This is a genomic window from Muribaculum intestinale (genome assembly GCF_002201515.1).
GTDB lineage: Bacteria > Bacteroidota > Bacteroidia > Bacteroidales > Muribaculaceae > Muribaculum > Muribaculum intestinale.
Window position 1 is genome coordinate 185,701 of sequence record NZ_CP021421.1, and the last position, 23,550, is coordinate 209,250.

Here is a 23,550-nt window from a genome sequence, read left to right on the forward strand (position 1 = left end):
TCCGTATATTTGCAGCCGTAACACAGTCGGGTGAAAACTATTACACCCAATTTCGCCAAATTAATATCCATAACACAGTTTCATGATGAACACTTTCCGCTCTATTCTCACATTTACAGCGGCAACATGCGCGGCGGCTTCATACGCCGCGACACAATTTGATGTCACCGTCGCCAACCCCTCGGCGGCACCCCGCAACGCTGTCGGGGTGACACTCCCCGTAAAGGGTATGTTCTGGGGGAAGACGCTCCCCCTCGCGTCGGTAAAGATTGACGGCACCGACATCCCTTGGCAGATTGACGACACCGACGGCGACGGTCGTCCCGACGAACTCGCATTCACCGTCGACCTCCCCGCCAAGGCCGAAGTCACCGCGAAAGTCACAATCTGCGAAGGCACCGACGGTTCGCAGTTCAAACCCTCGACATGGGCCTCACTGCGACTACGCGACCACAACCGACGATACCCCGAAGCCGGCAGCGTGACATTTCCCGGCTCCGACACTCCACGCCATGTCTACGACGCCGTCTACGGCCACGGCATAATGCTCGAAGGCTCCCACGGAGGCATACGCGTATATGCCGACAACCGACAGAGCATCGACCTATACGGCAAAAAATCACCGCGCCTCGAACTCGCCGAAACAGCCTTCTACACCACTCCCGACAAGGAAGCGGAAGGCTACGGATGCGACATCCTCTGGGCCGGCAACTCGATTGGCGCGGGCTCGTTCAGAGCGGTGGCTCCCGACGGTACACTATTCGCCACCGACTCCGTGGCCTCACGCACACAGCGGGTGATTGCATCCGGACCGGTGCGCTCCATTGTCGAGGTATCCACACCGCGATGGAAAGTCAACGGCCGCGAATACGATATGACCCAGCGCTACACCATATGGGCCGGACACCGCGACATCGAAGTAGACATCTACGGACTATACGGCACCCCCGAAGGCTCATTCGCCACAGGTGTGCTCTGCCTCGACAACGGCGACGGATTCGTGTCAGCCCGAGGCACCGCCATCAGCTGCGGCACAAGCACTCCCGACAAGAAACGCCCCGACCACACAGAGACCCTTGCCGTGGGCATATACGCCCCCGACTCGCTGGTAAATGACGTGAGGGAAGACTCTCTCAACTATCTGATTACCCTCAATCCCGATGCCGCCGGACACATATCCTACTCTATCGCATTCGCATCGGCCAAAGAAGAGGGCGCACCTGTAAGTCTCGCCAGGTGGCAGGCCTGCATGGACGACATCGCCGCCCGTCACCGTCAACCCTCGACCGTGACGGTATCACTGACCGAGCCCTCCGACACCGTCACCATAATGATGATCGGCGACTCTACCATGGCCGACAAAGTGCTGAAAGGCGAAAATCAGGAACGTGGCTGGGGACAGATGCTCCCCACTCTGCTCAACGGCCCCGTGCGCGTCGACAACCACGCCGTCAACGGACGCAGCTCCAAGAGCTTCATCGACGAAGGACGCTGGGACAAGGTTATCGAGCGTCTGCGCCCGGGCGACTATCTGATAATACAGTTCGGCCACAACGACGAGAAAGCCTCCGACCCCTCGCGCCATACCCTCCCGGGCTCTACATTCGACGCCAACCTTACCCGGTTTGCACGTGAGGCCCTCGCCAAAGGTGCCACTCCTATACTTATGAACTCTATCGTAAGGCGCAACTTCCCGGCGCCGGGAGCACCGACCGTCACCGTCGACGACAAATATAAAAAAGGATATCACCCCGAAGCATTCGACACCGAAGGCTCTCGGCTTGTCGACACCCACGGCCCCTATCTTGACCCGCCGCGACGAGTGGCCGAAAGCCTCGGACTACCGTTTATCGACATGAATGCCATCACCCACAATGCCATACAGGCTCTCGGACGCGACGCATCACGCGAATATTTCATGTGGATTCCGGCTGACACCTATCCGTTTGCCCCGGAAGGAAAAATCGACAATACCCACCTCAACATCAAGGGCGCCACATTCGTCGCCACACTCGCCGCACAGGCGCTCGCCGACACCCTCCCGCTTCTGCGCCCCTACATATCCGTAGCCCGCTGATACATATCATCATTGATAATATAATAAAATCGCCGCATCCCTGACAGCAGGGTGCGGCGATTTTATTATCTCTCCTGAATAGATTACTCCATATCCATCGGCATGTAATGCTGATATGGGTGGTCGCAGGCGGGACATACTTTTGGAGGCTCCTTGCCCACAAACTCATATCCACATACCAGACACTTCCAGGTTATGGCCTTGTCGCGTTTCCAGAGAGTACCGGCCTTGATGCGGTCGAGATAGCGCTGGAAGCGCTCCATATGATGCTTCTCTATCGAGGCGATAGCCTTGAAATGCTCGGCTATTTCGGGGAATCCCTCCTCTTCGGCCATTTTGGCATTGGCAAGATAAGTCTTTACAGCCTCATCGCCCTCCTCATGTATGGATATCTCGAGATTGGTGACGGTGTCCTTGGCAGGAATAGCATCGACGGGGATATTGCAGGTAAGCTCTCCACCCTGAAGCATCTTCAGATATACCTTGCCATGACGTAGCTCATTGGCGGCTGTTTCCTCAAAGACTTCCTTAAGAGGGAAATATCCGTCTTTCTCGGCTTGCGAGGCGTAATAGGTATAACGGGCATAAGCCTGAGTTTCGCTGATATAAGCGTCAACGACATTCTGTTCCGTGCGTGTACCCTTTATGCTCTTAGGAGTTTTTTCTGATTTGCTCATAGTTATACTGAATTTTAGTTGTTCATTCCAATCATAGATAACAACACCATCGGACACATAAAAGTTGAGACGGCCCCAGGCATCTGACCCGGAGCCGCCTCATATGACTATTAGAGCTTGTTTATTTTCCGACTACAATCTTCTTGTACTTCGGCACGAGGAGCTTCATTATGCACCATCCTATCAGATAGGACACACCGCATATGCAGAACACGATGAAATATCCCGCAGGCTTCCCTTCGAAGCCCATGAAGTGCATCCCTGTGGCGCCGGCATAGTCAAACAGACGGCCCGAGCAGAGATTGATAAGGAACGAGCCGACACCTCCGGCCATGCCGCCTACACCGATGATAGTGGCGATGGTGCTCTTGGGGAACATGTCGCCTACCACCGAATAGATGTTGGCCGACCACGACTGATGGGCCGCTCCTGCTATACCGATGATAATCACCGGCCACCAGTAGGAGTAGGCTCCCAGAGGCTGCGCGAATATGGCAAGCAGCGGGAACAACGCGAAGATAAACATCGCCCTCATGCGGGCCGCATACGGATTCAGCCCGGTCTTGTTCATGATGATGGTCGGGAGCTTGCCTCCGTATATCGACAGCATCGTGATGGCATAAAGCACAAAGATAAGCATCTGCGCAGTGCCGGTGTCAGAGGCCAGACCATACACATCTGAGATATAGGCCGGTATCCAGAACAGGAAGAACCACCACACGCCGTCGGTAAAGAACTTGCCGAACACCACGGCCCACGTCTGCGGATACTTGAAGCACTGCCAGAAGGGGATTACATCCTTGTTGCTGTCGGCCTTCTCGGCGGGAGTCTCGTCAGCGTGGTTGTCAAGCTCTATATAGGCGAGCTCGGCCTTGTTGACACGTGGATTACTGCCCGGCTTCTTATAGTAGAACATCCACAGACCCATCCACACGAAGCCCAGACCGCCGATTACGATAAAGGCCATCTCCCAGCCGTTGCCGACACCCATGTTCTGAAAGAAACGGGCCAGCGGCGGGATTGACACCGGTGCGGCAAGAGCGCCCACAGTTGCGCCGGCATTGAATATGGCGGTGGCATAGGCGCGGTCGCGTTTGGGGAAATATTCGGCTGTCACTTTCACGGCTGCGGGGAAGTTGCCCGACTCGCCTACTGCGAGCACCACGCGGGCGGCGATGAAATAATACACCGACGTGATGGCCACAAGCGAGGCTACAGTGCCGGTGGCGCTTACCATCTCGGCTGCATCGTGCAGCCCTACAGTGTGCTCGGTAGCCCACCCGCAGAGTGCGTGGAGGCAGGCGCCGGCCGACCATACGCCGATTGCCCACAGGTATCCCTTCTTGGTACCCATCCAGTCGATGAAGCGGCCCGCAAAGAGATTGGCCACGGCATATACTATCGAGAAGATAGCGGTGATGACGCCATAGTCGGCATCAGTCCAGTGAAACTCGGGCGAGATAAAGTCCTTCCAGGTCAGAGAGAGCACCTGACGGTCCATATAATTGACCGTAGTGGCCAGAAACAGCAGTCCGCAGATGACCCAGCGGAAACTGCTCATCTTCTCATTGTACTCCTTGTCAATTGTCTGTTTGATTTCCATGAGCACAAGTGATTAGAATTTGAAATAGTTCTTGGCGTTGTTATAGCAGATATCCTCAATCATTTTATTGACGCGCGCCTCTTCGTAGCCGGTATAAGGCACTTCGCCGTTCTCGATGTCGTTGCCTACAAGATTGCACAGTGTGCGGCGGAAATACTCGTGGCGCGGATAGCTGAGGAACGAGCGCGAGTCGGTAAGCATACCGACAAAGCGGCTCAGCAGACCGAGTACCGACAGGGCGTTCATCTGCTTCTGCATGCCATCCTTCTGGTCGAGGAACCACCAGCCGGAGCCGAACTGTATCTTGCCGGCCACACTGCCGTCCTGGAAGTTGCCGAGCATGGTGGCGATTACCTCGTTGGCACAGGGGTTGAGATTGTAGAGTATGGTCTTGGTGAGCTTGCCGCGCGAATTGAGCGTGTCGAGGAACTTCGACATCGACTTGGCGGTGGTAAACTCGCCGATGCTGTCAAAACCGGTGTCGGGACCGAGCAGTTTGAACATTTTGGAGTTGTTGTCGCGGATAGCGCCGTAATGGAACTGCTGGGTCCAGCCCGACTCATAGTCCATCTCGCCGAACACTACAAGCATGGCGCTCTTGAACTTGTGTATCTCCTCCTTGCTCAGCTCCTTGCCTCCGTATACCTTGTTGAATATGGCGTCGATTTCATCCTGGGTGTAGTCGGCGGCATAGAATTCCTCGATGCCGTGGTCGCTGAGGCGACACCCCATCGACTCGAAGAAATCATGACGCTTCTGAAGGGCGTCCACCATATCCTGAAACTTGTTGATTTCCACACCGCTCACCTCGGCCAGCTTCTCCACATACGCGCGGAATGCCGCGGGATTCTCTACAGCCATGGCCTTGTCGGGACGCCAAGTAGGCAGCATCTTGATTTCAAATCCGCTATCGGCCACTGCCTTATGGTATTCGAGCGAGTCGACGGGGTCGTCGGTGGTGCATACGGTCTCCACATTGTAGCGGCGCATCAGTCCGCGGGCAGTCATCGTAGGGTCGTTCTGCAGCTTGTCGTTGCACGCCTCGAATATCTCGCGGGCGGTCTCGGGATTGAGCAGTTTGTCGATGCCGAAGGCTGTCTTAAGCTCAAGATGTGTCCAGTGGTACAGGGGATTGCGGAATGTGTAAGGCACTGTCTCGGCCCACTTCTCGAATTTCTCCCAGTCGGTAGTATCGGTACCCGTACAGAAACGCTCGGGCACACCGTTGGAGCGCATGGCGCGCCACTTGTAGTGGTCTCCGCCAAGCCATATCTCGGTAATCGAACTGAATTTATGGTCATCGGCCACCATCTTGGGTATCAGATGGCAGTGATAGTCGATAATAGGCATTCCGGCCGCATGTTCATGGTAAAGTTTCTGGGCCGTGGGGGTCTGGAGAAGAAAATTCTCATCCATGAAAGGTTTCATAATATTTGCTTTTGTGTTAGACAGATATCAGACCTGACAATTATACGATATGCCTGTGGACTGCACTTACAGCCCCACAGGTCATGATAATCTCAAATCTCTCTATCGGATTTAACGGTTGTTTTCATTGTTTATTATAGCGTCACTCCATTCTTGAAGATAGCAATCTCCTGGTATCCATGGATTTCAGAGTTTACCTTACGCCCCGAGGCCACCTCCAGCACAAAGCCGATGAAGTCGTCGAGCACATCATCCATCGAACGGTCCTCGACGAGCTGACCGGCGTTGAAGTCAATCCAGTCGGGCTTGCGGGCGGCAAGAGTGCTGTTGGTCGAAATCTTGGCTGTGGGCACAAAGGTGCCGAAGGGGGTGCCGCGCCCTGTGGTGAACAACACCATCTGACAGCCGGCTGCGGCCAGTGCGGTAGCGGCCACAAGGTCGTTGCCGGGAGCCGACAGAAGGTTGAGCCCGTTGATCGTCACACGGTCGCCATATGCGAGCACACCCTTCACCGCGCTCTTTCCCGACTTCTGGGTGCAGCCGAGTGCCTTCTCCTCAAGTGTGGAGATGCCGCCGGCTTTGTTGCCGGGCGAAGGATTCTCGCCTACAGGCTCGCCATGACTGAGGAAATACTCCTTGAAGTCATTTATAAGGTCGATAGTGCTGTGGAGCAGGTTGTTGTCGGCGCAGCGCTCCATCAGTATGGTCTCGGCGCCAAACATCTCGGGTACTTCGGTTAGTATCGTGGTGCCTCCCTGACAGTTGCACAGGTAGTCCGACAACTCGCCAAGCAGAGGGTTGGCCGTGATGCCTGAGAAGCCGTCGGAGCCGCCACACTTCAGGCCGATGCGCAGTTTCGACGCGGGCTGTGTGCTGCGCTTGCAGACGCGGGCCTTCTCATAAAGGCCGCGCAATATCTCAAGACCGGCCTCTACCTCATCGCCCTCTACCTCCTGCGAAACGAGAAACTTCACGCGCTCGCGGTCGTAATCGCCGCAGAACTCCTCGAATGCCTTGGGCTGGTTGTTCTCACAGCCGAGCCCCACCACGAGTATGGCGCCGGCATTGGGATGATGCACCATGTCGCGGAGTATCTTTCGGGTATTCTCATGATCGCCTCCGAGCTGCGAGCAGCCATAGTTGTGAGTAAATGCCACGATATCGTTGACACCCTCACATCCTGTCTCTTTTTTAAGAGCCTCGGCTATGCGCTTTACGATGCCGTTGACACACCCCACGGTGGGGATTACCCACACCTCGTTGCGTATGCCGGCCTGGCCGTCGGGGCGCAGATAGCCTTCGAAGGTACGCTCCTCGCGGTAGCGGGCCGGACAACCTCCGTAGGCTTCCTTTATCGAGATATCCGAATAGTCGAGTGTGCCGGCGAGATTGGTGGCGATTGTCTCATGGTCGAGAAATGCACCCTTGGCCACAGCGTGGCGCACATGGCCGATAGGGAATCCGTATTTCACCACATTCTCCCCCTCGGCGATAGGCTCCAGAGCAAACTTATGTCCGGCGGGTATATCGTCGACAATGGTTATCTCACTGCCGTCGACAGTGACCGTCGTCCCTTTCCGGAGCGGAGCGATGGCGACGGCCACATTGTCGGCAGGATTTATCTTTATATATTCTTTCATTATATTATTGACTCACTTGTTACAGTATGCCCTCGACGGTTGCGAGCATACCCTTTTCCTGTATCCGGTTGAGGAAATCTGTCACCATGGCTGTAAGGCCGGGGATGCGGTTGAGGTCGCCATGCTCTTTCCATATCAGCGAGTCGGCGGCGAGCACACCTTCGGCCACCTTGGCGGTGTCGCCGGTAGCCCACAGTCCGGCAAGCAGATCCATGATTGCCTGGTCGTCCTGCGGTTTGATTTCCGCACCGTCGCTACGCTTGCCCCCCTTGTAGTAGGTGATGATGGCGGCCAGACCGAGCACGATACCCTTGGGAAGTTCCCCCTTGCGCTCGAGATAGGTCTTGAGACCGGGAAGGTCGCGGGTCTGGAACTTGGGGAAGGCGTTGAGCATGATTGATGTCACCTGATGATCCACATACGGATTGTTGAAGCGCTCAAGCACGTCGCCGCCAAATTTCTCAAGCTCTTCCATCGGCAGGTTGAGAGTCTGCATGAGTTCGTCAAACTGCACCTTGTGGATATACTTGCCGAGCACGGGATGGTTGCAGGCGTCACGCACGATGTTCACGCCGCTGAGATAGGTCACGGGCGACAGCACGGTGTGGGGGCCGTTGAGCAGAGTCACCTTGCGTTCGTGGTACGGGGCCTCCGAGTCGGTGATTATCACATGCAGTCCGGCCTTCTCGGCGGGGAATTCGGCACGCAGTTCTTCGACGCTCATGTTGCAGGGGCGCTCGATTACCCACAGGTGGAATACTTCGCCCTGCACCACCACGTTGTCAACATATCCGAGTTTCTGCTGTATGTTGGCGATATCCTTGCGCGGGAATCCGGGCACGATGCGGTCGACAAGTGTGGCACACACATAGTTGTACCTCTCAAACCATGCCTTGAAGCCCTCGTAATCGGCGCCGAAATCATCCTTCCAGAGGTCGATATACTTGAGGATGGCGTCGCGCAGATGGTGCCCGTTCTCAAATATCAGCTCACAGGGCATAATGATGAATCCCTTGTCGGGAGCACCGTTGAATGTGGTATAGCGGCGGTAGAGCAGCTGGGTGAGGCGCCCGGGATATGACGAGGCGGGACGGTCGGCAAACTTGCATTCGGGGTCAAACACGATACCGGCCTCGGTGGTGTTGGAGATTACGAAACGCATCTCGGGCTGGTCGGCCAGCGCAAGATAGGCATCGGTCTGGCTGAATGGATTGATACCGCGGCTGATTACATCCACACGTGTATAGGAGTCCACGGCCTCGCCGTCGAGACGGCCCTGGAGGTTGACATGATACATGTAGTCCTGAGCCTGGAGCAGACCCATGGCAAAACTGTCGGGCTGACCCTGCACGATTACTGCCGACGAGTTGAAGTCGGTGCTGTCGTTCATATTCTTGATAATCCAGTCTACAAACGCGCGGAGGAAGTTTCCTTCGCCAAACTGTATGACACGTTCAGGCGCATGGGCCTTGGGAGCTGTCAGACTATTGAGAAATTTCATGATTGATTAGTTTTATTGTGTTGATATTTATAGCTTGTTTATGGAAATCGTAGTATATTAATCATTCAGGGCACCCAATGCATACAGCCGGGCGCGGATGTGAATATCACAGCCGGGTCGCTCAGCCGGGCCGCCTCCGAAGGCGAGAGAGCGGTAGCCCACCCTACACGGTCGGCCTTCTCCGCGCCCGCGCCGCGCGAACCATATTCGCCATAGCGGGCCGTCTTCTCATTGTCGGGATTACGCCAGTTGTGCCAGCCGGCGGCAACTATGTGGCCCCCCATCTCGCAGTCGATGAAATAGGTAGAGGCGTACGGACGCCACGGACGCCCGAGATACACCTTGTCGACACCATCGGCGGCAGTCAGGCGGCAACGATACATCACATAGCCGGTCATTACCGTGTCGGGAGTCGACGCCGCGGTTATGTAGCTGTTGCGCTTGCTGTGGAGAGTGCAGTCGCGAAACAAGGCTGTGGACGGTCCGAATATATAGTCGGTAGTGCCCTCGATATAGCAGTTGTCGAAGAGCAGACGTGAGCCGCGCCCTCCGGTAAACACCGTGTCCTGATTGCCGCGGAAGCTGCAGTTGTCAAATTTCAGACGGTCGCCCTCTGTGTGCAGGGCCACAGCCTGCCCTACCTCTCCGGCACTGTTTTCAATGGTGAGGTTGCGGAATGTGATGTCACACCCCTCCACCTTTACCGTATAGGTGCGGAATGTGCCCATATTGTCGAGCGAGGCATAGTCGCCCCAGCTTATCACAGTGCTGTCGGCACCGGCGCCTAAAAACTCCACATTCTCTATCCATGAGGGTATCACCACCTTCTCGCGATAGACTCCGGGACGCAGATTTACCGTCACACGATAGTCCATATAGGCGCGTATCCCCTCCAGGGCATCGGTAAGAGTAGTGTAGTCGCCGCTCCCGTCAGGGGCGACGGTTATTTCACGCTTATACTCGGCCCCGTCCATCGGGAGGCCGAGTATAAGTATAGTCAATGATGCTATGATATGCTTCAGTCGCATGACTCGATTATTTGGTTAAGTAAGTCGTAAAAATTATTTTTTAAAGATATAGTATACTACGTAATAATTTTACTACTTACTTACACGGAACCAGTCGATATCGGCGCGGCCGCCGTCATTGGCAACCTTGGGACGAGTGCAGAATGTTCCGATTTTCGCACCAATCCATTTCCCCTCGCGGGCGGTAAACGGCTTGCCGATATTCTTGAACTTCTTGCCGTCGAGACTGTAGCTGAAATTGCACACTCCGTCGGCCATCTTCACGCGCAGATAGGCAGTCGAATCGGGAAGCATCACCGAGGCATTCTCTACTTCGGGCTTCCCCTTGTCGGCCTTATGACATTCGTTTTCGCTCAGACGGAACCCTTCGTCGGTCTTCTCCATAGCAAGCACGGCATAGTCAAGTCCCATCACCACCAGGCCGGTACGCTCTCCGTTGTAACGCTTGTCGGGAGTAAGAGTCACCTTCATCGTAGCGGTAAACGTCGGGGCCGGTATCTTCTGCAACAGAAGGTTGGGCACATCCCAGAGGTTCTTGTAGCCTGAACTTACAGGCACGGAATAGAGCGAAAGTACACCCTTGGTCGCATTGTTGTAGCCCCACCACGGCTCGGGATTGCCGTGCCACTGCCACTGAAGGCCGAGGTTGATGTCGTTGAATTCGTCGCTCTCCTGCGGAGTGGCCTTGGGATATGTCTTGCCCACGTTGGGCTTCTTATATGTGCGCACAGGGTCGCCGCAGCCGTCGCCATCCTTGTCGACACCCATCACAGGCCAGTCCTCGATCCAGTGCACGGGGTTGAGGTGCACGATACGCCCTATCGGGCCTACATCCTGGAAGTGGATAAACCAGTCCTCGCCGCCGTCGGGAGTATCGACCCAGCCGCCCTGATGGGGACCGTTGATGTCGGTGTCGCCCTGGGCAAGCACTACCTTGCGCTCATACGGGCCCCACGGGCTCTTGGAGCGGAGTATGGTTTCCCAGCCGGTGGGCACTCCTCCGGCCGGCGACATTATATAGTAATAGCCGTTGCGCTTGTAGAATTTTGTTCCCTCGATGGTCACGTCCACATCATGTCCGTCATACACGATTTTGGGCTGACCTATCAGACTCTCGCCGTCAGGAGCCATCTCACACACGGCAAGCACACTCTTCAGATTGGCGCGGCTCCCGGCAAAGCCCCACGACATGTAGGCCTTCCCGTCCTCGTCCCAGAGCGGGCAGGTATCGATTACACCCTTGGTGCGGGCCACGAGCTTCAGTGGCGACCACGGGCCCTTGGGGTCCTTGGCCTTGGTCATGAATATGCCCAGGTCGGGGTCGCCGTAATATATATAGAATTCGCCGTTGTGGTAGCGTATCGACGGAGCCCACACTGCATTGCCGTGGTTCACACCATCCTTGACGAATACAGCCTCGTCGGGGAAACGGTCGATAGCATACCCGATGATAGTCCAGTTGACCAGATCCTTGGAGTGAAGAATCGGCAGACCGGGCACACAGTTGAAGCTCGATGCGGTCATATAGAAGTCATCGCCGACGCGCACCACATCGGGATCGGAATAGTCGGCATAGATAATCGGATTCTGGTACTTGCCGTTGCCGAGGTCGGCCACCCATACTTCGCTCAGTTCGGGAGCGGCATGCATTGACAGGCTCATGGCGGCACAGCAGGCGAGCACTGTGAGGTTTCGATTCAATTTCATAAGGTTAAGAGCTTTTTAGAGCTTGTTTAATAATCTGTTTATGGCATTATGGCAGGACGGCGACAGTATTCATGGCCGGATATCGCCGCCTACACCCCAAAGTTAATAATTTATCGTGTACGCGTGAAGCGTCTTTCTAAGAAGCGTTAATTTTTCCCTCTCTTTTTACCAAATTTCCTTTCCATGCGGGCATGCCATTCGGGATATTGCCCTTTGAGAATGAAGTCGGGCCAGGTGCCGAGATAGCGGTAACGGATACGCCGCGCGGCGTTGAGCGACGGTGCGAACATATAGCCGCACTGGCTGTCGGCCACCGGTTCAAGGTCGGAAAAGCTGTAAAGGAATCTGAACAGATGGTGAGGACGGGTGTCGTCGTAGATACTGTAGATAGGCCGATGGGCCCGGGCTGCGTCGTAGCTTTCGGCAGCGTTGCGCCACAGCTCGTAGCGGAGGGTGTCACCCCCGACCGACAGTGTGCGCGGACGGCGCTCCTTCAGACGCTCGAAAAAGTCGGGATACACTCTGGCGGCCACATCCCCTCCGAGCTGGATAAAGCGGCCCCACATACGCGAGCTGTCGCAGTCGACCACCACCTCGTCGATGCGGCTCCCGCGGTCGTTGTACACAAATTCGGGCTTCTTCCCCTCTATTGCGGTCTTCTCCAGAAATGCCACCGCATGTTCCACGGCATCGACAATTTCGGCCGTAGGCTCGTCGAGCGACATCAGAAACCACAGTATCGAAGTACCCTCGTCGGCTGAATATGCCGGCAGCTCGTGGGGACGGCCCTCGGCGGGTAGCAGGGTGTAGGGGTCGTGCTGCGCACACCACATGGTCTTTACTCCGTCCTCCACTACCTGACAGTCGAGTATACACTGCAGTCCGGCCCGGTAGGCCTGCTCAACATCGGCGCGCCACTCGACGGGCAGTATCGACCCGACCTCGGTAGATGGGTCGAGCAGATCGCGCAGAAGCACCATATTATTAATGTGTAGATTGTCGTTGAAGGTGAAATAGTCGCTGTAGCCTCCGCGCAGTGGATAATACTGCGGCCACCCGCCGGCACGGGTGTCGGGAGCCTCGGCATTGGGATACTGCGAGTCGAGGATGAAGCGTACGCCGCGACGCGCGCCATCGAGATATATACTGTCGCCATTGGCGCGCCACATTCTGGCCAGAAAGCGTATCTCGCTCGTTGTGGCGTCATTGTCCATACATCCCTTCTTGGAGGCCTCCTTCGAGTCTTTCTCGCCGGCCACCCGCTCGCGGTCAGCATCGCTCATAGCCATGTGCATAGGTATGTTCTTGGGCCAGCCGCCTGAGTTTTTCTGATACAGCAGTACATTGTCGGCTACACCGCGGGCGTCGTCGGTGGTATACCACCCGTCGGCCTGTGTGTGGCTGAAACGTGTCCATTTGGTGTCGGAGGTACGCTCCGTCGAGCCGGAAGCCGCCATGCCCGACAGAGACGCCACGGCTGTCATTGCGATTAGATATCTGCGTAATTTCATGATGTAGGCAATATAGGGTTATTTCTACCTCAAAATTACATCAATTCACTCCAATCGCGAAGGCCTAAGCACAACAATCGGCCCCTACAGCCGATTATTCACCCTTTTCCGATAATTTGTATCAGTTGGGTCCTTCGCCTCATGAGTATCCGTTAACTTAATTTAACCGTCAATTTGTCTTTCCCGTCTCTCTTTATTCCCAATTTTGCGTTATACATAGTTAAAGGACATAAACCAGAACAAATATGCTCAAGAAACTCTCAGCACTGCTGCTGATACTCTCCATCGGCATTGTGTCGGCCTTTGCGGCTGATTCCGCGCTCTATGTAAAGGAAAAGACCCATAATTTCGGCACCATACGCGAGGCCGACGGACCGGTCAGGTGTGAATTCATCCTACAGAACAACGGAGACAAGCCGCTGGTGATAGTCTCGGCCAAGGCACAGTGCGGATGCACTACGCCCAGCATACCCAAGCAGCCGATACGCCCGGGAGAGACCGCAGCGCTTACCGTGACATATGACCCCGCAGGACGTCCGGGCGAATTCGAGAAGACAATACGTGTGCGCACCAACCGCAAGGGCGACAACGCGTTGCTTAAAATCAAAGGTACAGTGCTGCCGAAATCCACACCCAAGAAAAAATGAAAATTCTCCATCTGCTCACACTCGCCGCCGTCACACTGTCAGCAGGCGCCGGCGCATCGGCCCAGCCCAAGGCCAAATGGCTCGACACAACCCACAGTTTCGGTGCGTTCGACGAAGACCTCGGCAACGTCACCACATACTTCAAGGTAGTCAACACAGGCGACAAGCCGCTCAACATTCTGAGCGTGCGCGCATCGTGCGGATGCACATCCCCGTCATATAGCCGCAAGCCGGTGGCGCCGGGCGACACTGGACAGGTGGCCGTAACATACAACCCCGCCGGACGACCCGGAAAGTTTGACAAAAAGGTAAAGGTCGAGACCAATGCCGACCCGGCCGTGACCACCCTTACGATAAAGGGTGTGGTGATAGGCGACCGACAGACTCTGCGCGCCCACTATCCGGTGGAGGTCGGATTCCTGAAACTGAAAAATACCGTCGTGCAGTTTGGCGAGGTGACAAAGGGACGCACCAAGACCGCCTTTCTCGACGGATACAACCAAAGCAGCGACACGATACATCCGTCAATATCCGGCCTGCCCCCATATATCGTGGCCGACATCGCGCCGCGCGCCGTGCCACCTGGCGAACAGGTCACATTCACCCTGTTTTTCGATTCATCAAAAGCCAAGGACCAATGGGGACTGTCGACCTCGCAGGCCACAATAAGCCCCGACCCGCTGTCGTCGCTTGTCAAGGAGGTGTCGCTCGTGGCCATCGTCAACGAGGATTTCTCGAAACTCACGCCCCAGCAGCGCGAAAAAGCGCCAAAGGCCGCCTACTCCACATCGTCGATTGACCTTGGCCGAATACAGCGCGGAAAAGTGGCACACGCCGAACTCACTGTCGACAACTATGGCAAATCGCCTCTGATAATCCGCCGTGCATCATGCCCGGAAGATTTTGTGAAAGTGAAGTGCGGCAAGGAAAAAATCAATCCCGGCTCACAGGCTAAGATTACAGTCACCGTCGACACCGGCAAGATGCCGGCCGACGCAGGCCTTGTCAACTCCAGACTGTCGGTAATCACCAACGACCCCTCGCGCCCATCATCCCCGATACGCATCGTAGGCGAACTGACCGACTGACGCGCCAACCAAAATACAATAAGGGCAGGCTCTAAAAAACAGCTCCGGAAAAGTAACCGATACTTCTCCGGAGCCTATTGTTTTGAAGCGTATGTATATTGTATCTTATAAATTACAAGATAGAAATTTTAATCTTTTCCTGATTCAGGAGATATGCCCTTGATTGTCTCCGGGTCAATATTGCCCTTCATCATTACGGCCGACAATATCGAGTCGTTCATCACAAGCACCATCAGTTCCGACAGTTTGTCGCTGTTTCTCACCCCGTAGATATCTACCGTGCCGTCATTTTCCGACATGTGGGTAAGCAGTTCCATACCCTCGCGCGAGCTCTCAAGAATATCGAAAGCCTTGACAGCCGACTCGCGGCTCGATGTCTTTAGCACCTCCATCGAGGTAAGCTGCGAGGCCACCTCGTCCATACCCGACACCGGGAGCGAACCGCCCACCTTCGAAAGTATATCCTTGGACATATATATATATTCGACATCAGGGAGGCGGCCTGCACGCTTGAAGGCTTCTTCCTGAGCCATGGCCGCCAAGCCTACGCCCAGCGCGACGGTCGACGCCAATATCCTGCGAAATTTCATCTTCATACTTACTAAACACCTATTGTATCGGAAAATACGGGGACTATGCCGTCGTCCCCTGTCATCAGACTGTCGTCATACTCCATGCTGTCATCCTCAAACATGCTCATGTCAAATCCGAGCCGTTCGAGCAGCATGTCGGTCTCCTCAGCCTTGCGGTCGGCCTTGTTGAGACATTCCGACACAAGGAGCAGAGCGCGCTGTGTCTCGTCCTGTGCCTCCTGAGGGTCGGTAAGCTCATACACCGACGACGACGAGTCCTTGACCACGAACACCGTGGCTGTAAGGAGTATGGCCACGGAGGCTGCCACACTCGCGATTGCCATCAGGCGACGGCCGCGGCGACCGCGGTGCTCCCTGCGCTCAAGCATATCGATGTGGGCCGACAGCTGGGCATCAAGCCCGGCGGGCACTCGGCATACTCCGTCGGCGGCAAGCAACACCATCATCCTGCGGTCGGCCTTCATATCGTTGGGAAGAGCGCTCTCCGGAGTGACGGCAAAAAATTCCATCAGTTCATGCTCCTGCGCCAGAGTGGTCATGCCCGAGTGGTAAAGGCTTAACAGTTGTTTTATGTGATAGAGATCTTTTTTCATAATCTCATAATAGGTTGTTGGCAAATTGTTTCAGACGTCGCCTTGCCCTGCTGAGCAACTGCCTCACATTGGCAGGCGTAAGTCCGGTAATGGTCGAAATCTCGTCGACAGAGCAGTCGGCATGCGAGCGGAGCCTCACCACCTTCTGCTGCGACGCAGGCAACGTGGATATCATGCGCTCGGCCAGACTGAGACTGTCGGCATACTCCACCCGCAAGTGGGAATCGCAGTCGCCGGCACTCTCCTCGTCGACATCATCCACCGAAGCGGGACGACGTCTGCGGGCTCTGAGCAGTTCGATACAGAGATGCCTTACGGCAGCCATGCAGTAGGCATCGGGCGACTCTATGCCCGACAGCTCCTGACGCCTGACCCACAGACGTGTCACGGCATCCTGCACGACGTCCTGCGCATCATCGCTGTCACGCACAATGGCATACGCCACGCGATACATGTCGCCATAGCGCGAAAGGATGATTTCTTTAAACGTCTCTGCATCCATTACATATACATGACGCCACTCGAGGTCTTTTTGTGACAGTCAACACTCAAAATTTTTCAAAAAAAATTTCACATCCCCACACAATCGCCTCGTTTTCAGCACGATTACATAAAGGCATGCAGCCGCTATTTTTCCCTATTTCCCCATCGTGCCTCCTGCAAGGCCCATGCTCTCTCCTCCTGCGGATTAGCCCCGGGAGTCCAGAAGCGGCTCCCCTCAAGCCCGTCGGGAAGATACTGCTGTCTGACAAAATTGCCGGGATAGTCGTGGGCATACTTGTAACCCTCGTGGTAGCCGAGCTCCTTCATCAGCTTGGTAGGCGCGTTGCGCAGATGCAGCGGCACGGGGAGATTGCCAGTGGCCCTGACACGCTCCTGGGCGGCGCCGATGGCCACATAGGCCGAGTTGCTCTTGGGCGACGTTGCCATATATATCGTACACTCGGCCAAGGGGATACGTCCCTCAGGCCAGCCGATTTTATGGAGTATGTCAAACGTGGCGTTGGCAAGCAGCAGCGCGTTGGGGTTGGCCAGACCGATATCCTCGGCGGCCACTATGGCCAGACGACGGGCTATGAATTCGGGGTCCTCGCCACCCTCTATCATGCGCGCCAGCCAGTATATGGCCGCATCCGGGTCACTGCCGCGTATGCTCTTGATAAAAGCCGATATTATATCGTAGTGTATCTCTCCGTTCTTGTCGTAGGCGGCGGGATTCTCCTGGAGGCGTGCCGTCACCACCTCGTCGTTGATTACGATAGGCTCGTCGAGGGGAGTCGACTGCTCAAGCAGGTCGAGGATATTGAGCAGCTTGCGGGCGTCGCCTCCGGAGTAGCGAAACAAGGCCGTGGTCGACTCGACCCTGACTTCGCGCCCGGCAAGCACCTTGTCGACAGTAAGGGCTCGGTCAAGAAGGCGTTGCAGCTGCGGCTCCTCAAGCGGGCGCAGAGTGTACACCTGGGCGCGCGACAGTAGCGGGCGTATCACTTCAAACGACGGATTCTCCGTAGTGGCGCCTATAAGCGTCACAGTGCCGTTCTCTACTGCACCGAGCAGGCTGTCCTGCTGCGACTTGCTGAACCTGTGTATTTCGTCGATAAACAGTATCGGACGCCCCGTGGAGAACATGCTACGGGCGTCGGCCTTACATTTTTCAAGCACTTCGCGCACCTCTTTCACCCCCGAGCTTACTGCGCTGAGGGTATAAAACGGGCAGTCGGTAGTGTTTGCTATGATGCGTGCCAGAGTGGTCTTCCCCACTCCGGGAGGGCCCCAGAGTATGAACGACGATACACGGCGTGTATCAATCATGCGCCGCAATACCGAGTCGGGTCCTACGAGATGTTCCTGTCCAATATAATCGTCGAGCGTGCGCGGACGCAGACGCTCTGCCAATGGTGCCTGCATTACTTAGAGTTGGTTTTTATCGTGCCGCAACGTACGGCCGCATATACAAATTTAACAATTTTGTCCCGATTTATCCGCACAAATATACGATATGTTGGCATATTTTTGTAACTTTACCGTGCCGAGGGTGATATTATTCCCGAAGCGGGCATGTCGAACTATTGGCGTGCCTGAGTGTTAGTCTGATATAGCCCTGCGGAACATTGTCAACCGCATGGCTGATGACACCCGAAACACTTAAACACTTTTTTATTATGAGTAACGAAGGCAACGAAAAAAAGACCCGCACAAGCGGCGCAAGCGTTATGCGCACAGTTTTTGGCATATTCATGATTGTAATATATGTCGGCATGGGTGTGCTTTTCCTGATCGACTTCTTCAACTGGGAGACAGCGCCCTGGGGGTGGCTCAGATGGGTGGCCGGATTCGGCCTGATTATCTACGGCATATGGAGGGCCTACCGCCAGTTTGCCGGTATCGACCGCAACATCGGCGACGAATACTGACATGAGGAAGCCTCACATCCACACACACTGAATTCAACATCTTATACCATAAGCTACGTGAACCACAAGATTATCCTCCTTACAATAGCTCTGTCAGCCCTGATTATCTCAGGACTGACAGCTTGCCAGAAGACCCCGACCAACACAAGCACGTCGGGGCTTGCCACAATAGTATGCGATGCCTCGTTCGAAAACATCATGAACCAGGAAATCGACGTATTCGAGTACACCACCAAAGGCAAAGCAAACATCATACCCTACTATGCCTCTGAAAAGGCATGTGTCGACTCGCTGCTCGATCTGAAGACAAAAACCATCGTGATATCCCGCGACCTCACACAGAAGGAGAAGGATTATCTCGAATCGCAGAAGAAACATCCGCGCAGCAATATGATTGCTGTCGACGCCATAGCCCTCATCGTCAACAACGACAACCCCATAGAGATACTGTCGATATCCGAGATACGCGACATCCTTACCGGAAAGATTACAAAATGGAGCGATATCGAGCCTACCAAGCTCGGCGACATCCAGGTAGTGTTTGACGACGAGGGATCAAGCACCGTGAAATACATGCGCGACTCTATAATGAAAGGCGAGCCGTTCGGACAGAACGTTTTCGCCCAGCAGTCAAGCCGCGAGGTATTCGACCAGGTGCAGATGCGCAAAGGCGCCATCGGTATAATCGGTGTAAGCTGGATCAGCGCCGACATGCGCACACGCGACATGTCGCGCGACGAGCGCATCAAAAGCCTTCAGGAACAGGACACCACGGTGGCCGACTTCGACCCGGCTGTAAAGGTGCTCAAAGTGCGCCGCGACGACCAGCTCAGAGCCTACAAGCCGTATCAGGCGTATATCTACGACGGCACATACCCCCTGTTCCGCTCGATGTACATGATTACCACCGGTGTCAACGGCTCGCTGTCGCATGGATTCTACTCCTTCGTCACAGGCACTATCGGACAGAAAATCATACAGCGCACAGGCATACTCCCCGCACGAGTGCAACCGCGTATGGTATATCTCGAATAATAAATGACGTTCATTACCGTTTAGAAATTAACAATACATATAACGACAAAACAGATCTATCGACATGAAACTGAAATTTCTTTTTTCTTTCTGTCTGGCCGCCACTCTGTCGGCATCAGCGCAGCAGGGCTACCTCGACGGAATCGAGTACTTCAAGGCCGACCAGTTTGACAACGCCAAAGAAATCCTCGAACGCAACCTCAACAATCCCTCTACCGACAAGGCTCTCGCCTACTACTACCTCGGTGAAATCGCTCTCCACGACAAGGACTACACAACCGCCAAGGCCGACTTCGACAAGGGTCTTGCCGCAAACCCCCAGAGCGCTCTCAACAAGGTAGGCCAGGGTGCGCTTGCCCTCATCCAGGGCGACGAGAAGGGTGCCAAGACTCTCTTCGACGAGGCCAAGAAAATCAATAAGAAGGATGCCGCCGTGCTCACCGCCATCGGACGCGCATACTTCAACGCCGACCCCGTAAAGTACGAAAAGGAAATCGCCGAATACGACAAGCAGGCCTACAAAGCCAACTCCAAGGAGCCCTCTATCTTCGTGCTCCGCGGCGACCGTGAAGCTGCCAACAAGGAATGGGGCGACGCAGCTGCCAACTACGAAAACGCAATCCTCTACTCCAAGGGGCTTCCCGAGGCTTATGTAAAGTATGCCAACGCCTACTTCAACGTAAACCCCGAATACGCCATCAACAAACTTCAGGAGCTCCTCCAGGCTTCGCCCAACTCGGCTCTCGGTCAGCGCGAACTCGCTGAGAAATACTACCAGAACGACCAGTGGGCAAAGGCTGCAAGCGCCTATGGCGACTATATCAAGAACCCCAACCACTTCAAGAGCGACGAGGTACGCTACAGCGCCCTCCTCTACTACGGCAAGCACTACGACGAGAGCCTCCAGCTCGCCGAGAAGATTCTGGGCCAGAACCCCACCGATATGCAGAAGTTCCAGCTCATGCGTATCATCTTCCTCGACAAGAAGGACCTCAAGGACTACCCCGGTGCAGAGACCGCCGCTGAGAAATTCTTAGCTCTCAACCTCCCCGGCCTGAAGTATTCGTCAAACGACTACTCTTCCTACGCCGAAGTGCTCCAGGAGCTTGGCAAGGACTCGCTCGCCGTTCCCGCTCTCGAGAAAGCTCTCGAACTCAACCCCGACAAGACCGACATCTACAAGGCTCTCAGCTCGGCTTACTCCGGTGCAAAGAACTACGACAAGGCTCTTGAGGTATACAAGGCTTTCATCGACCGTGGCGACTATGTGACCAACGACCTCGTGACTCTCGCAAACCGCTACCAGAACGTGGCTGCAACCTCCGAACCCGGCTCGCAGAAGAAAATCGACGCTATCAACAACGCTATCGCTACCGTCGACCAGATTATCGAGAAGGTGCCGGAAAACCCCATCCCCTACCGCAACAAAGCTCGTATGATGCTCGTGAAGCATGACAACCAGCCCTCTGCCGAGCAGCGCGACGCATACCTCAAGGTAGTGGAAATCCTCGACCTCGACCCCGCCAACAAGGAGAAGCGCACCGACATGTACAACGAGGCATATTCACAGATTGCTTCATTCTACATCTCGGAAAAGGATATCCCCATGGCCAAGACTTACTATGAGAAAGTGCTCGAGCTTGACCCCACCAACGAGGCTCTCCGCGACTATATCTCGAAAATGAAGGTCAACTAATCTCTACCGACATCATTCAATCGGCATACAGCAGGCTCCGGCAACCGCGCCGGGGCCTGCTCTGTTTTTATCGTCGCCGCTTTGTAGCCCGGTCCCCTGAAACGGTCGGAAAATGATGGCTTGACGCTACGCGACTCCCTGCCGACGGAGAGCCTGCGCCATGCAGCCGTGCGCGCTGTAATGCAGTTGGTGCGGTCAACGCGGCTCTCGCGTTTTATGCGGTTGCGTTCGCTACGGGCGGCGGCGGCAGTCTCCTCGGCTGCAACGCGTGCGGCCTCCGCCGCGGCCCGGCGTTGTTCTTCGGCGGCGGCTATGCGTGCCCGTTCGGCAACTATAAGCTCCCGCCTGAGCATACGTTTACGGCGCGCCCTGAGATTGCGCTCCTTGCGCGCATCAATCTGCGCCTTGATCAGCAGCCAGGCGCATTCAAAATTTGTCTCACGGAATTCCGTGTCGGCATCACGGCCATTCTCAATATAGCCGCGTATAACCATTTCCGTGTATTCCTCACCTTGATAGGGCATAAGACGTATGGCCTCTTTCCATACATCATCAAACTTGTAGCGTGGTGTTTTCATATGATTAAGAATAAAAATTTCGAATAAAGCATTAGTAACACTGCAAATTTACAACATATTATTATAATGACCAACTGTTTTTACAACAAATCAGCCGTCGTATGTGAAAAAATTTCCGATTCTCAGTGTTAAAGAGGTTAAACCCCATATTATTATGAACTTACAGAGGCACAGGTGTGTTATCAAAGCATAAAATCCCTTTAACCATGTTACGTCACCGATCCTTATATGCGATAGTCGTACTCCTTATACTTATGGCCTGTAGCTCGACAGTATGGGACGACGTGCCTACCTCGATAAAAGAGTTTATATCATCATACTGGCCCGGAGCCTCTGTAAGCGACTACGACGAGCGCAACGGCAACTACTATGTGACCATCAAAAACGGCGCCACACTTGTGTTTGATGCCAACTACCAGTGGACATCAATCAACGGCAACGGAGTACCCATCCCCTCGATACTGATTTTCAACGAAATGCCAAGGATATATCAGTACCTGGAAGCCCGCGAGCTGACATCCGACCTCATGATAGCCGAGAACAATCCGCGCACAATCATACTGACATTCTCCGACTTCATACTCGAATACAACAAAGAGACCTCCGATATCAAGATGATAACCCAGAAGCAGGAGTAGCAATTCATAGATTATATATAAGAATTATAATATCTCAGTCCTTGGCGAAGCGGATGCGCGAACGATACAGTGGAAACTCTACAGAAAGCACACCTGCCGGAAGAGAAAGCGTGGCGTAGGCCTCGTCGTCATCAAGCAGGTCGCCGTTGGCATCGTACCATTCAATCTGCCACATATGCTCAAATCGCGAGGCCGTCATGCGCCCTTTAAGCATAGCCTTGCGCCATAGGCCGGCACCGGTCACGGCTCCGTCGGCATAAAGTATGTCGTAACCGCCCGGACTACCGTTGCCTACAATCGCCAGCCGGTATTTTCCGCCGATACGCGCGCGGTCATCATCGGTGCGACGGTCGAAATAGCTCCAGTATCCCTCCACGGCATCGGTCGAGTGAGAGAAACGCTCGTCAAGCGCCTCTTGGGTCCATCCGGTAAAGAGCGCGTCGCGCGGATCCTTGCTCCACTCGGTCATAAGCGTCTCGACTTCCCTTCTTCCATGGCCGGATATCCTTACCGGCTCTTCAGGCATAGGCGCGGCTACCGACATGACAAGCCGCGGCTGCTTGCTCCCGACAAACATGTCAAGCCGTGCCCCGGATTCTGTCCTGCTCCACTCCAGCGCGAGGGTATTGAAGCCTCTCATCGTGTTCACATCATCGTAGACATCGACAGAATCTATGGCAACCGTGCGGCCCCCGACATCCGTATGGCCATAGACAAGCCGCAGCCCGCGGCGGTCAAGCTCGGAACCATAGTCGGAATTGAATCCGCAAAGCATGGCCCACTGTCCGGCCCCGTCGGTGAGGCCCACACGGTCGGCCGAACATCCCCTCCCCTCTTTCATGCCGGGCAAGGATGCCCGCAGTTCTACTGCAAAATACGACGCATCGGCAGGGACACACACGACAGTATCGCCGGCGGCATAGTAGCGTCGCGACGGCACCACCGTGCCATCTCTGCCGCAGACAACCGACGGTAAGCACAACACAGCCGCAACGGCAGCACAAAACACTGGGAATGAGGAGTGTGAGAACATAATGAATTATAATTTTGAGAAAAAAGCGGCTCACCGCATCAGCGCATGATACCGTAGGCGCGC

Annotated in this window: 21 protein-coding genes; 7 read left to right on the forward strand and 14 right to left on the reverse strand. The window is 55.0% G+C overall.

The window, feature by feature from the left end:
- Positions 1–82: 82 nt before the first annotated feature.
- Positions 83–2,077, forward strand: coding sequence for a DUF4861 family protein (locus ADH68_RS14100; RefSeq protein ID WP_068960187.1), 1,995 nt, complete (start codon positions 83–85; stop codon positions 2,075–2,077).
- Positions 2,078–2,160: 83 nt separating this feature from the next.
- On the opposite strand, the gene rbr is transcribed toward ADH68_RS14100, so the two are convergent.
- From rbr to pelA, 8 genes are all read right to left on the reverse strand, one after another.
- The gene (gene rbr / locus ADH68_RS00955; protein WP_068960186.1) at positions 2,161–2,754 is read right to left on the reverse strand and encodes a rubrerythrin; all 594 of its coding nucleotides are present in this window, start codon (positions 2,752–2,754) and stop codon (positions 2,161–2,163) included.
- Between the two features lie 121 nt (positions 2,755–2,875).
- The gene (locus tag ADH68_RS00960) at positions 2,876–4,357 is read right to left on the reverse strand and encodes an MFS transporter (RefSeq protein WP_068960185.1); all 1,482 of its coding nucleotides are present in this window, start codon (positions 4,355–4,357) and stop codon (positions 2,876–2,878) included.
- A 12-nt stretch (positions 4,358–4,369) separates the two neighbouring features.
- Entirely contained in the window at positions 4,370–5,785 is a 1,416-nt protein-coding gene (gene uxaC, locus ADH68_RS00965; protein WP_068960184.1) for a glucuronate isomerase, read from the reverse strand.
- A gap of 134 nt (positions 5,786–5,919) precedes the next feature.
- Positions 5,920–7,428 carry a UxaA family hydrolase gene (locus ADH68_RS00970; RefSeq protein WP_088294754.1) on the reverse strand — a complete coding sequence of 503 codons (1,509 nt, stop codon included), beginning with the start codon at positions 7,426–7,428 and terminating at the stop codon, positions 5,920–5,922.
- A 16-nt stretch (positions 7,429–7,444) separates the two neighbouring features.
- A complete protein-coding gene (locus tag ADH68_RS00975; RefSeq protein WP_068960182.1) occupies positions 7,445–8,926 on the reverse strand; it encodes a tagaturonate reductase in 1,482 nt (493 codons plus the stop codon).
- 65 nt (positions 8,927–8,991) lie between these two features.
- A complete protein-coding gene (locus ADH68_RS00980) occupies positions 8,992–9,900 on the reverse strand; it encodes a pectinesterase family protein (RefSeq protein ID WP_084274213.1) in 909 nt (302 codons plus the stop codon).
- Positions 9,901–10,026: 126 nt separating this feature from the next.
- The gene (locus ADH68_RS00985; protein WP_394364980.1) at positions 10,027–11,655 is read right to left on the reverse strand and encodes a glycoside hydrolase family 43 protein; all 1,629 of its coding nucleotides are present in this window, start codon (positions 11,653–11,655) and stop codon (positions 10,027–10,029) included.
- A gap of 152 nt (positions 11,656–11,807) precedes the next feature.
- Positions 11,808–13,172, reverse strand: coding sequence for a pectate lyase (gene pelA, locus ADH68_RS00990; RefSeq protein WP_084273947.1), 1,365 nt, complete (start codon positions 13,170–13,172; stop codon positions 11,808–11,810).
- Between the two features lie 245 nt (positions 13,173–13,417).
- On the opposite strand from pelA, the gene ADH68_RS00995 reads away from it, so the two are divergent.
- Both ADH68_RS00995 and ADH68_RS01000 read left to right on the forward strand, forming a co-directional pair.
- Positions 13,418–13,819, forward strand: coding sequence for a DUF1573 domain-containing protein (locus tag ADH68_RS00995; RefSeq protein WP_068960178.1), 402 nt, complete (start codon positions 13,418–13,420; stop codon positions 13,817–13,819).
- Positions 13,816–14,907 (forward strand): DUF1573 domain-containing protein, encoded by a 1,092-nt coding sequence (locus ADH68_RS01000; protein ID WP_068960177.1) that lies wholly within the window; start codon positions 13,816–13,818, stop codon positions 14,905–14,907. The genes ADH68_RS00995 and ADH68_RS01000 overlap by 4 nt, the downstream gene beginning before the upstream one ends.
- Before the next feature lie 128 nt (positions 14,908–15,035).
- Here ADH68_RS01000 and ADH68_RS01005 read toward each other — a convergent pair whose 3' ends face one another.
- The 4 genes from ADH68_RS01005 to ADH68_RS01020 all read right to left on the reverse strand — a co-directional run bounded on the left by ADH68_RS01005 (position 15,036) and on the right by ADH68_RS01020 (position 18,001).
- The gene (locus tag ADH68_RS01005; RefSeq protein WP_068960176.1) at positions 15,036–15,503 is read right to left on the reverse strand and encodes a DUF4252 domain-containing protein; all 468 of its coding nucleotides are present in this window, start codon (positions 15,501–15,503) and stop codon (positions 15,036–15,038) included.
- A 5-nt stretch (positions 15,504–15,508) separates the two neighbouring features.
- Positions 15,509–16,093, reverse strand: coding sequence for a hypothetical protein (locus ADH68_RS01010; RefSeq protein ID WP_068960175.1), 585 nt, complete (start codon positions 16,091–16,093; stop codon positions 15,509–15,511).
- Positions 16,094–16,097: 4 nt separating this feature from the next.
- The gene (locus tag ADH68_RS01015; protein ID WP_068960174.1) at positions 16,098–16,595 is read right to left on the reverse strand and encodes an RNA polymerase sigma factor; all 498 of its coding nucleotides are present in this window, start codon (positions 16,593–16,595) and stop codon (positions 16,098–16,100) included.
- A 125-nt stretch (positions 16,596–16,720) separates the two neighbouring features.
- Positions 16,721–18,001: a replication-associated recombination protein A gene (locus tag ADH68_RS01020; protein ID WP_068960173.1), complete on the reverse strand. Its 1,281-nt coding sequence runs from the start codon at positions 17,999–18,001 to the stop codon at positions 16,721–16,723.
- 254 nt (positions 18,002–18,255) lie between these two features.
- Between ADH68_RS01020 and ADH68_RS01025 the strand changes: the two genes are divergently transcribed.
- The 3 genes from ADH68_RS01025 (at position 18,256) to ADH68_RS01035 (ending at position 21,238) form a co-directional block, all read left to right on the forward strand.
- On the forward strand, positions 18,256–18,507 hold the full coding sequence (locus tag ADH68_RS01025) for a hypothetical protein (protein WP_123476033.1): 252 nt from the start codon (positions 18,256–18,258) through the stop codon (positions 18,505–18,507).
- A 57-nt stretch (positions 18,508–18,564) separates the two neighbouring features.
- On the forward strand, positions 18,565–19,542 hold the full coding sequence (locus ADH68_RS01030; RefSeq protein ID WP_068960171.1) for a PstS family phosphate ABC transporter substrate-binding protein: 978 nt from the start codon (positions 18,565–18,567) through the stop codon (positions 19,540–19,542).
- A 64-nt stretch (positions 19,543–19,606) separates the two neighbouring features.
- The gene (locus tag ADH68_RS01035; protein ID WP_068960170.1) at positions 19,607–21,238 is read left to right on the forward strand and encodes a tetratricopeptide repeat protein; all 1,632 of its coding nucleotides are present in this window, start codon (positions 19,607–19,609) and stop codon (positions 21,236–21,238) included.
- On the opposite strand, the gene ADH68_RS01040 is transcribed toward ADH68_RS01035, so the two are convergent.
- Complete coding sequence (locus ADH68_RS01040; RefSeq protein WP_068960169.1) at positions 21,235–21,816, reverse strand: hypothetical protein; 582 nt, start codon at positions 21,814–21,816, stop codon at positions 21,235–21,237. The two genes, ADH68_RS01035 and ADH68_RS01040, sit on opposite strands and share 4 nt — an antisense overlap.
- Positions 21,817–22,022: 206 nt before the next feature.
- Between ADH68_RS01040 and ADH68_RS01045 the strand changes: the two genes are divergently transcribed.
- A complete protein-coding gene (locus ADH68_RS01045) occupies positions 22,023–22,454 on the forward strand; it encodes a hypothetical protein (protein ID WP_128712293.1) in 432 nt (143 codons plus the stop codon).
- A 34-nt stretch (positions 22,455–22,488) separates the two neighbouring features.
- Here ADH68_RS01045 and ADH68_RS01050 read toward each other — a convergent pair whose 3' ends face one another.
- Complete coding sequence (locus tag ADH68_RS01050) at positions 22,489–23,487, reverse strand: hypothetical protein (RefSeq protein ID WP_133165666.1); 999 nt, start codon at positions 23,485–23,487, stop codon at positions 22,489–22,491.
- Between the last annotated feature and the right edge of the window lie 63 nt (positions 23,488–23,550).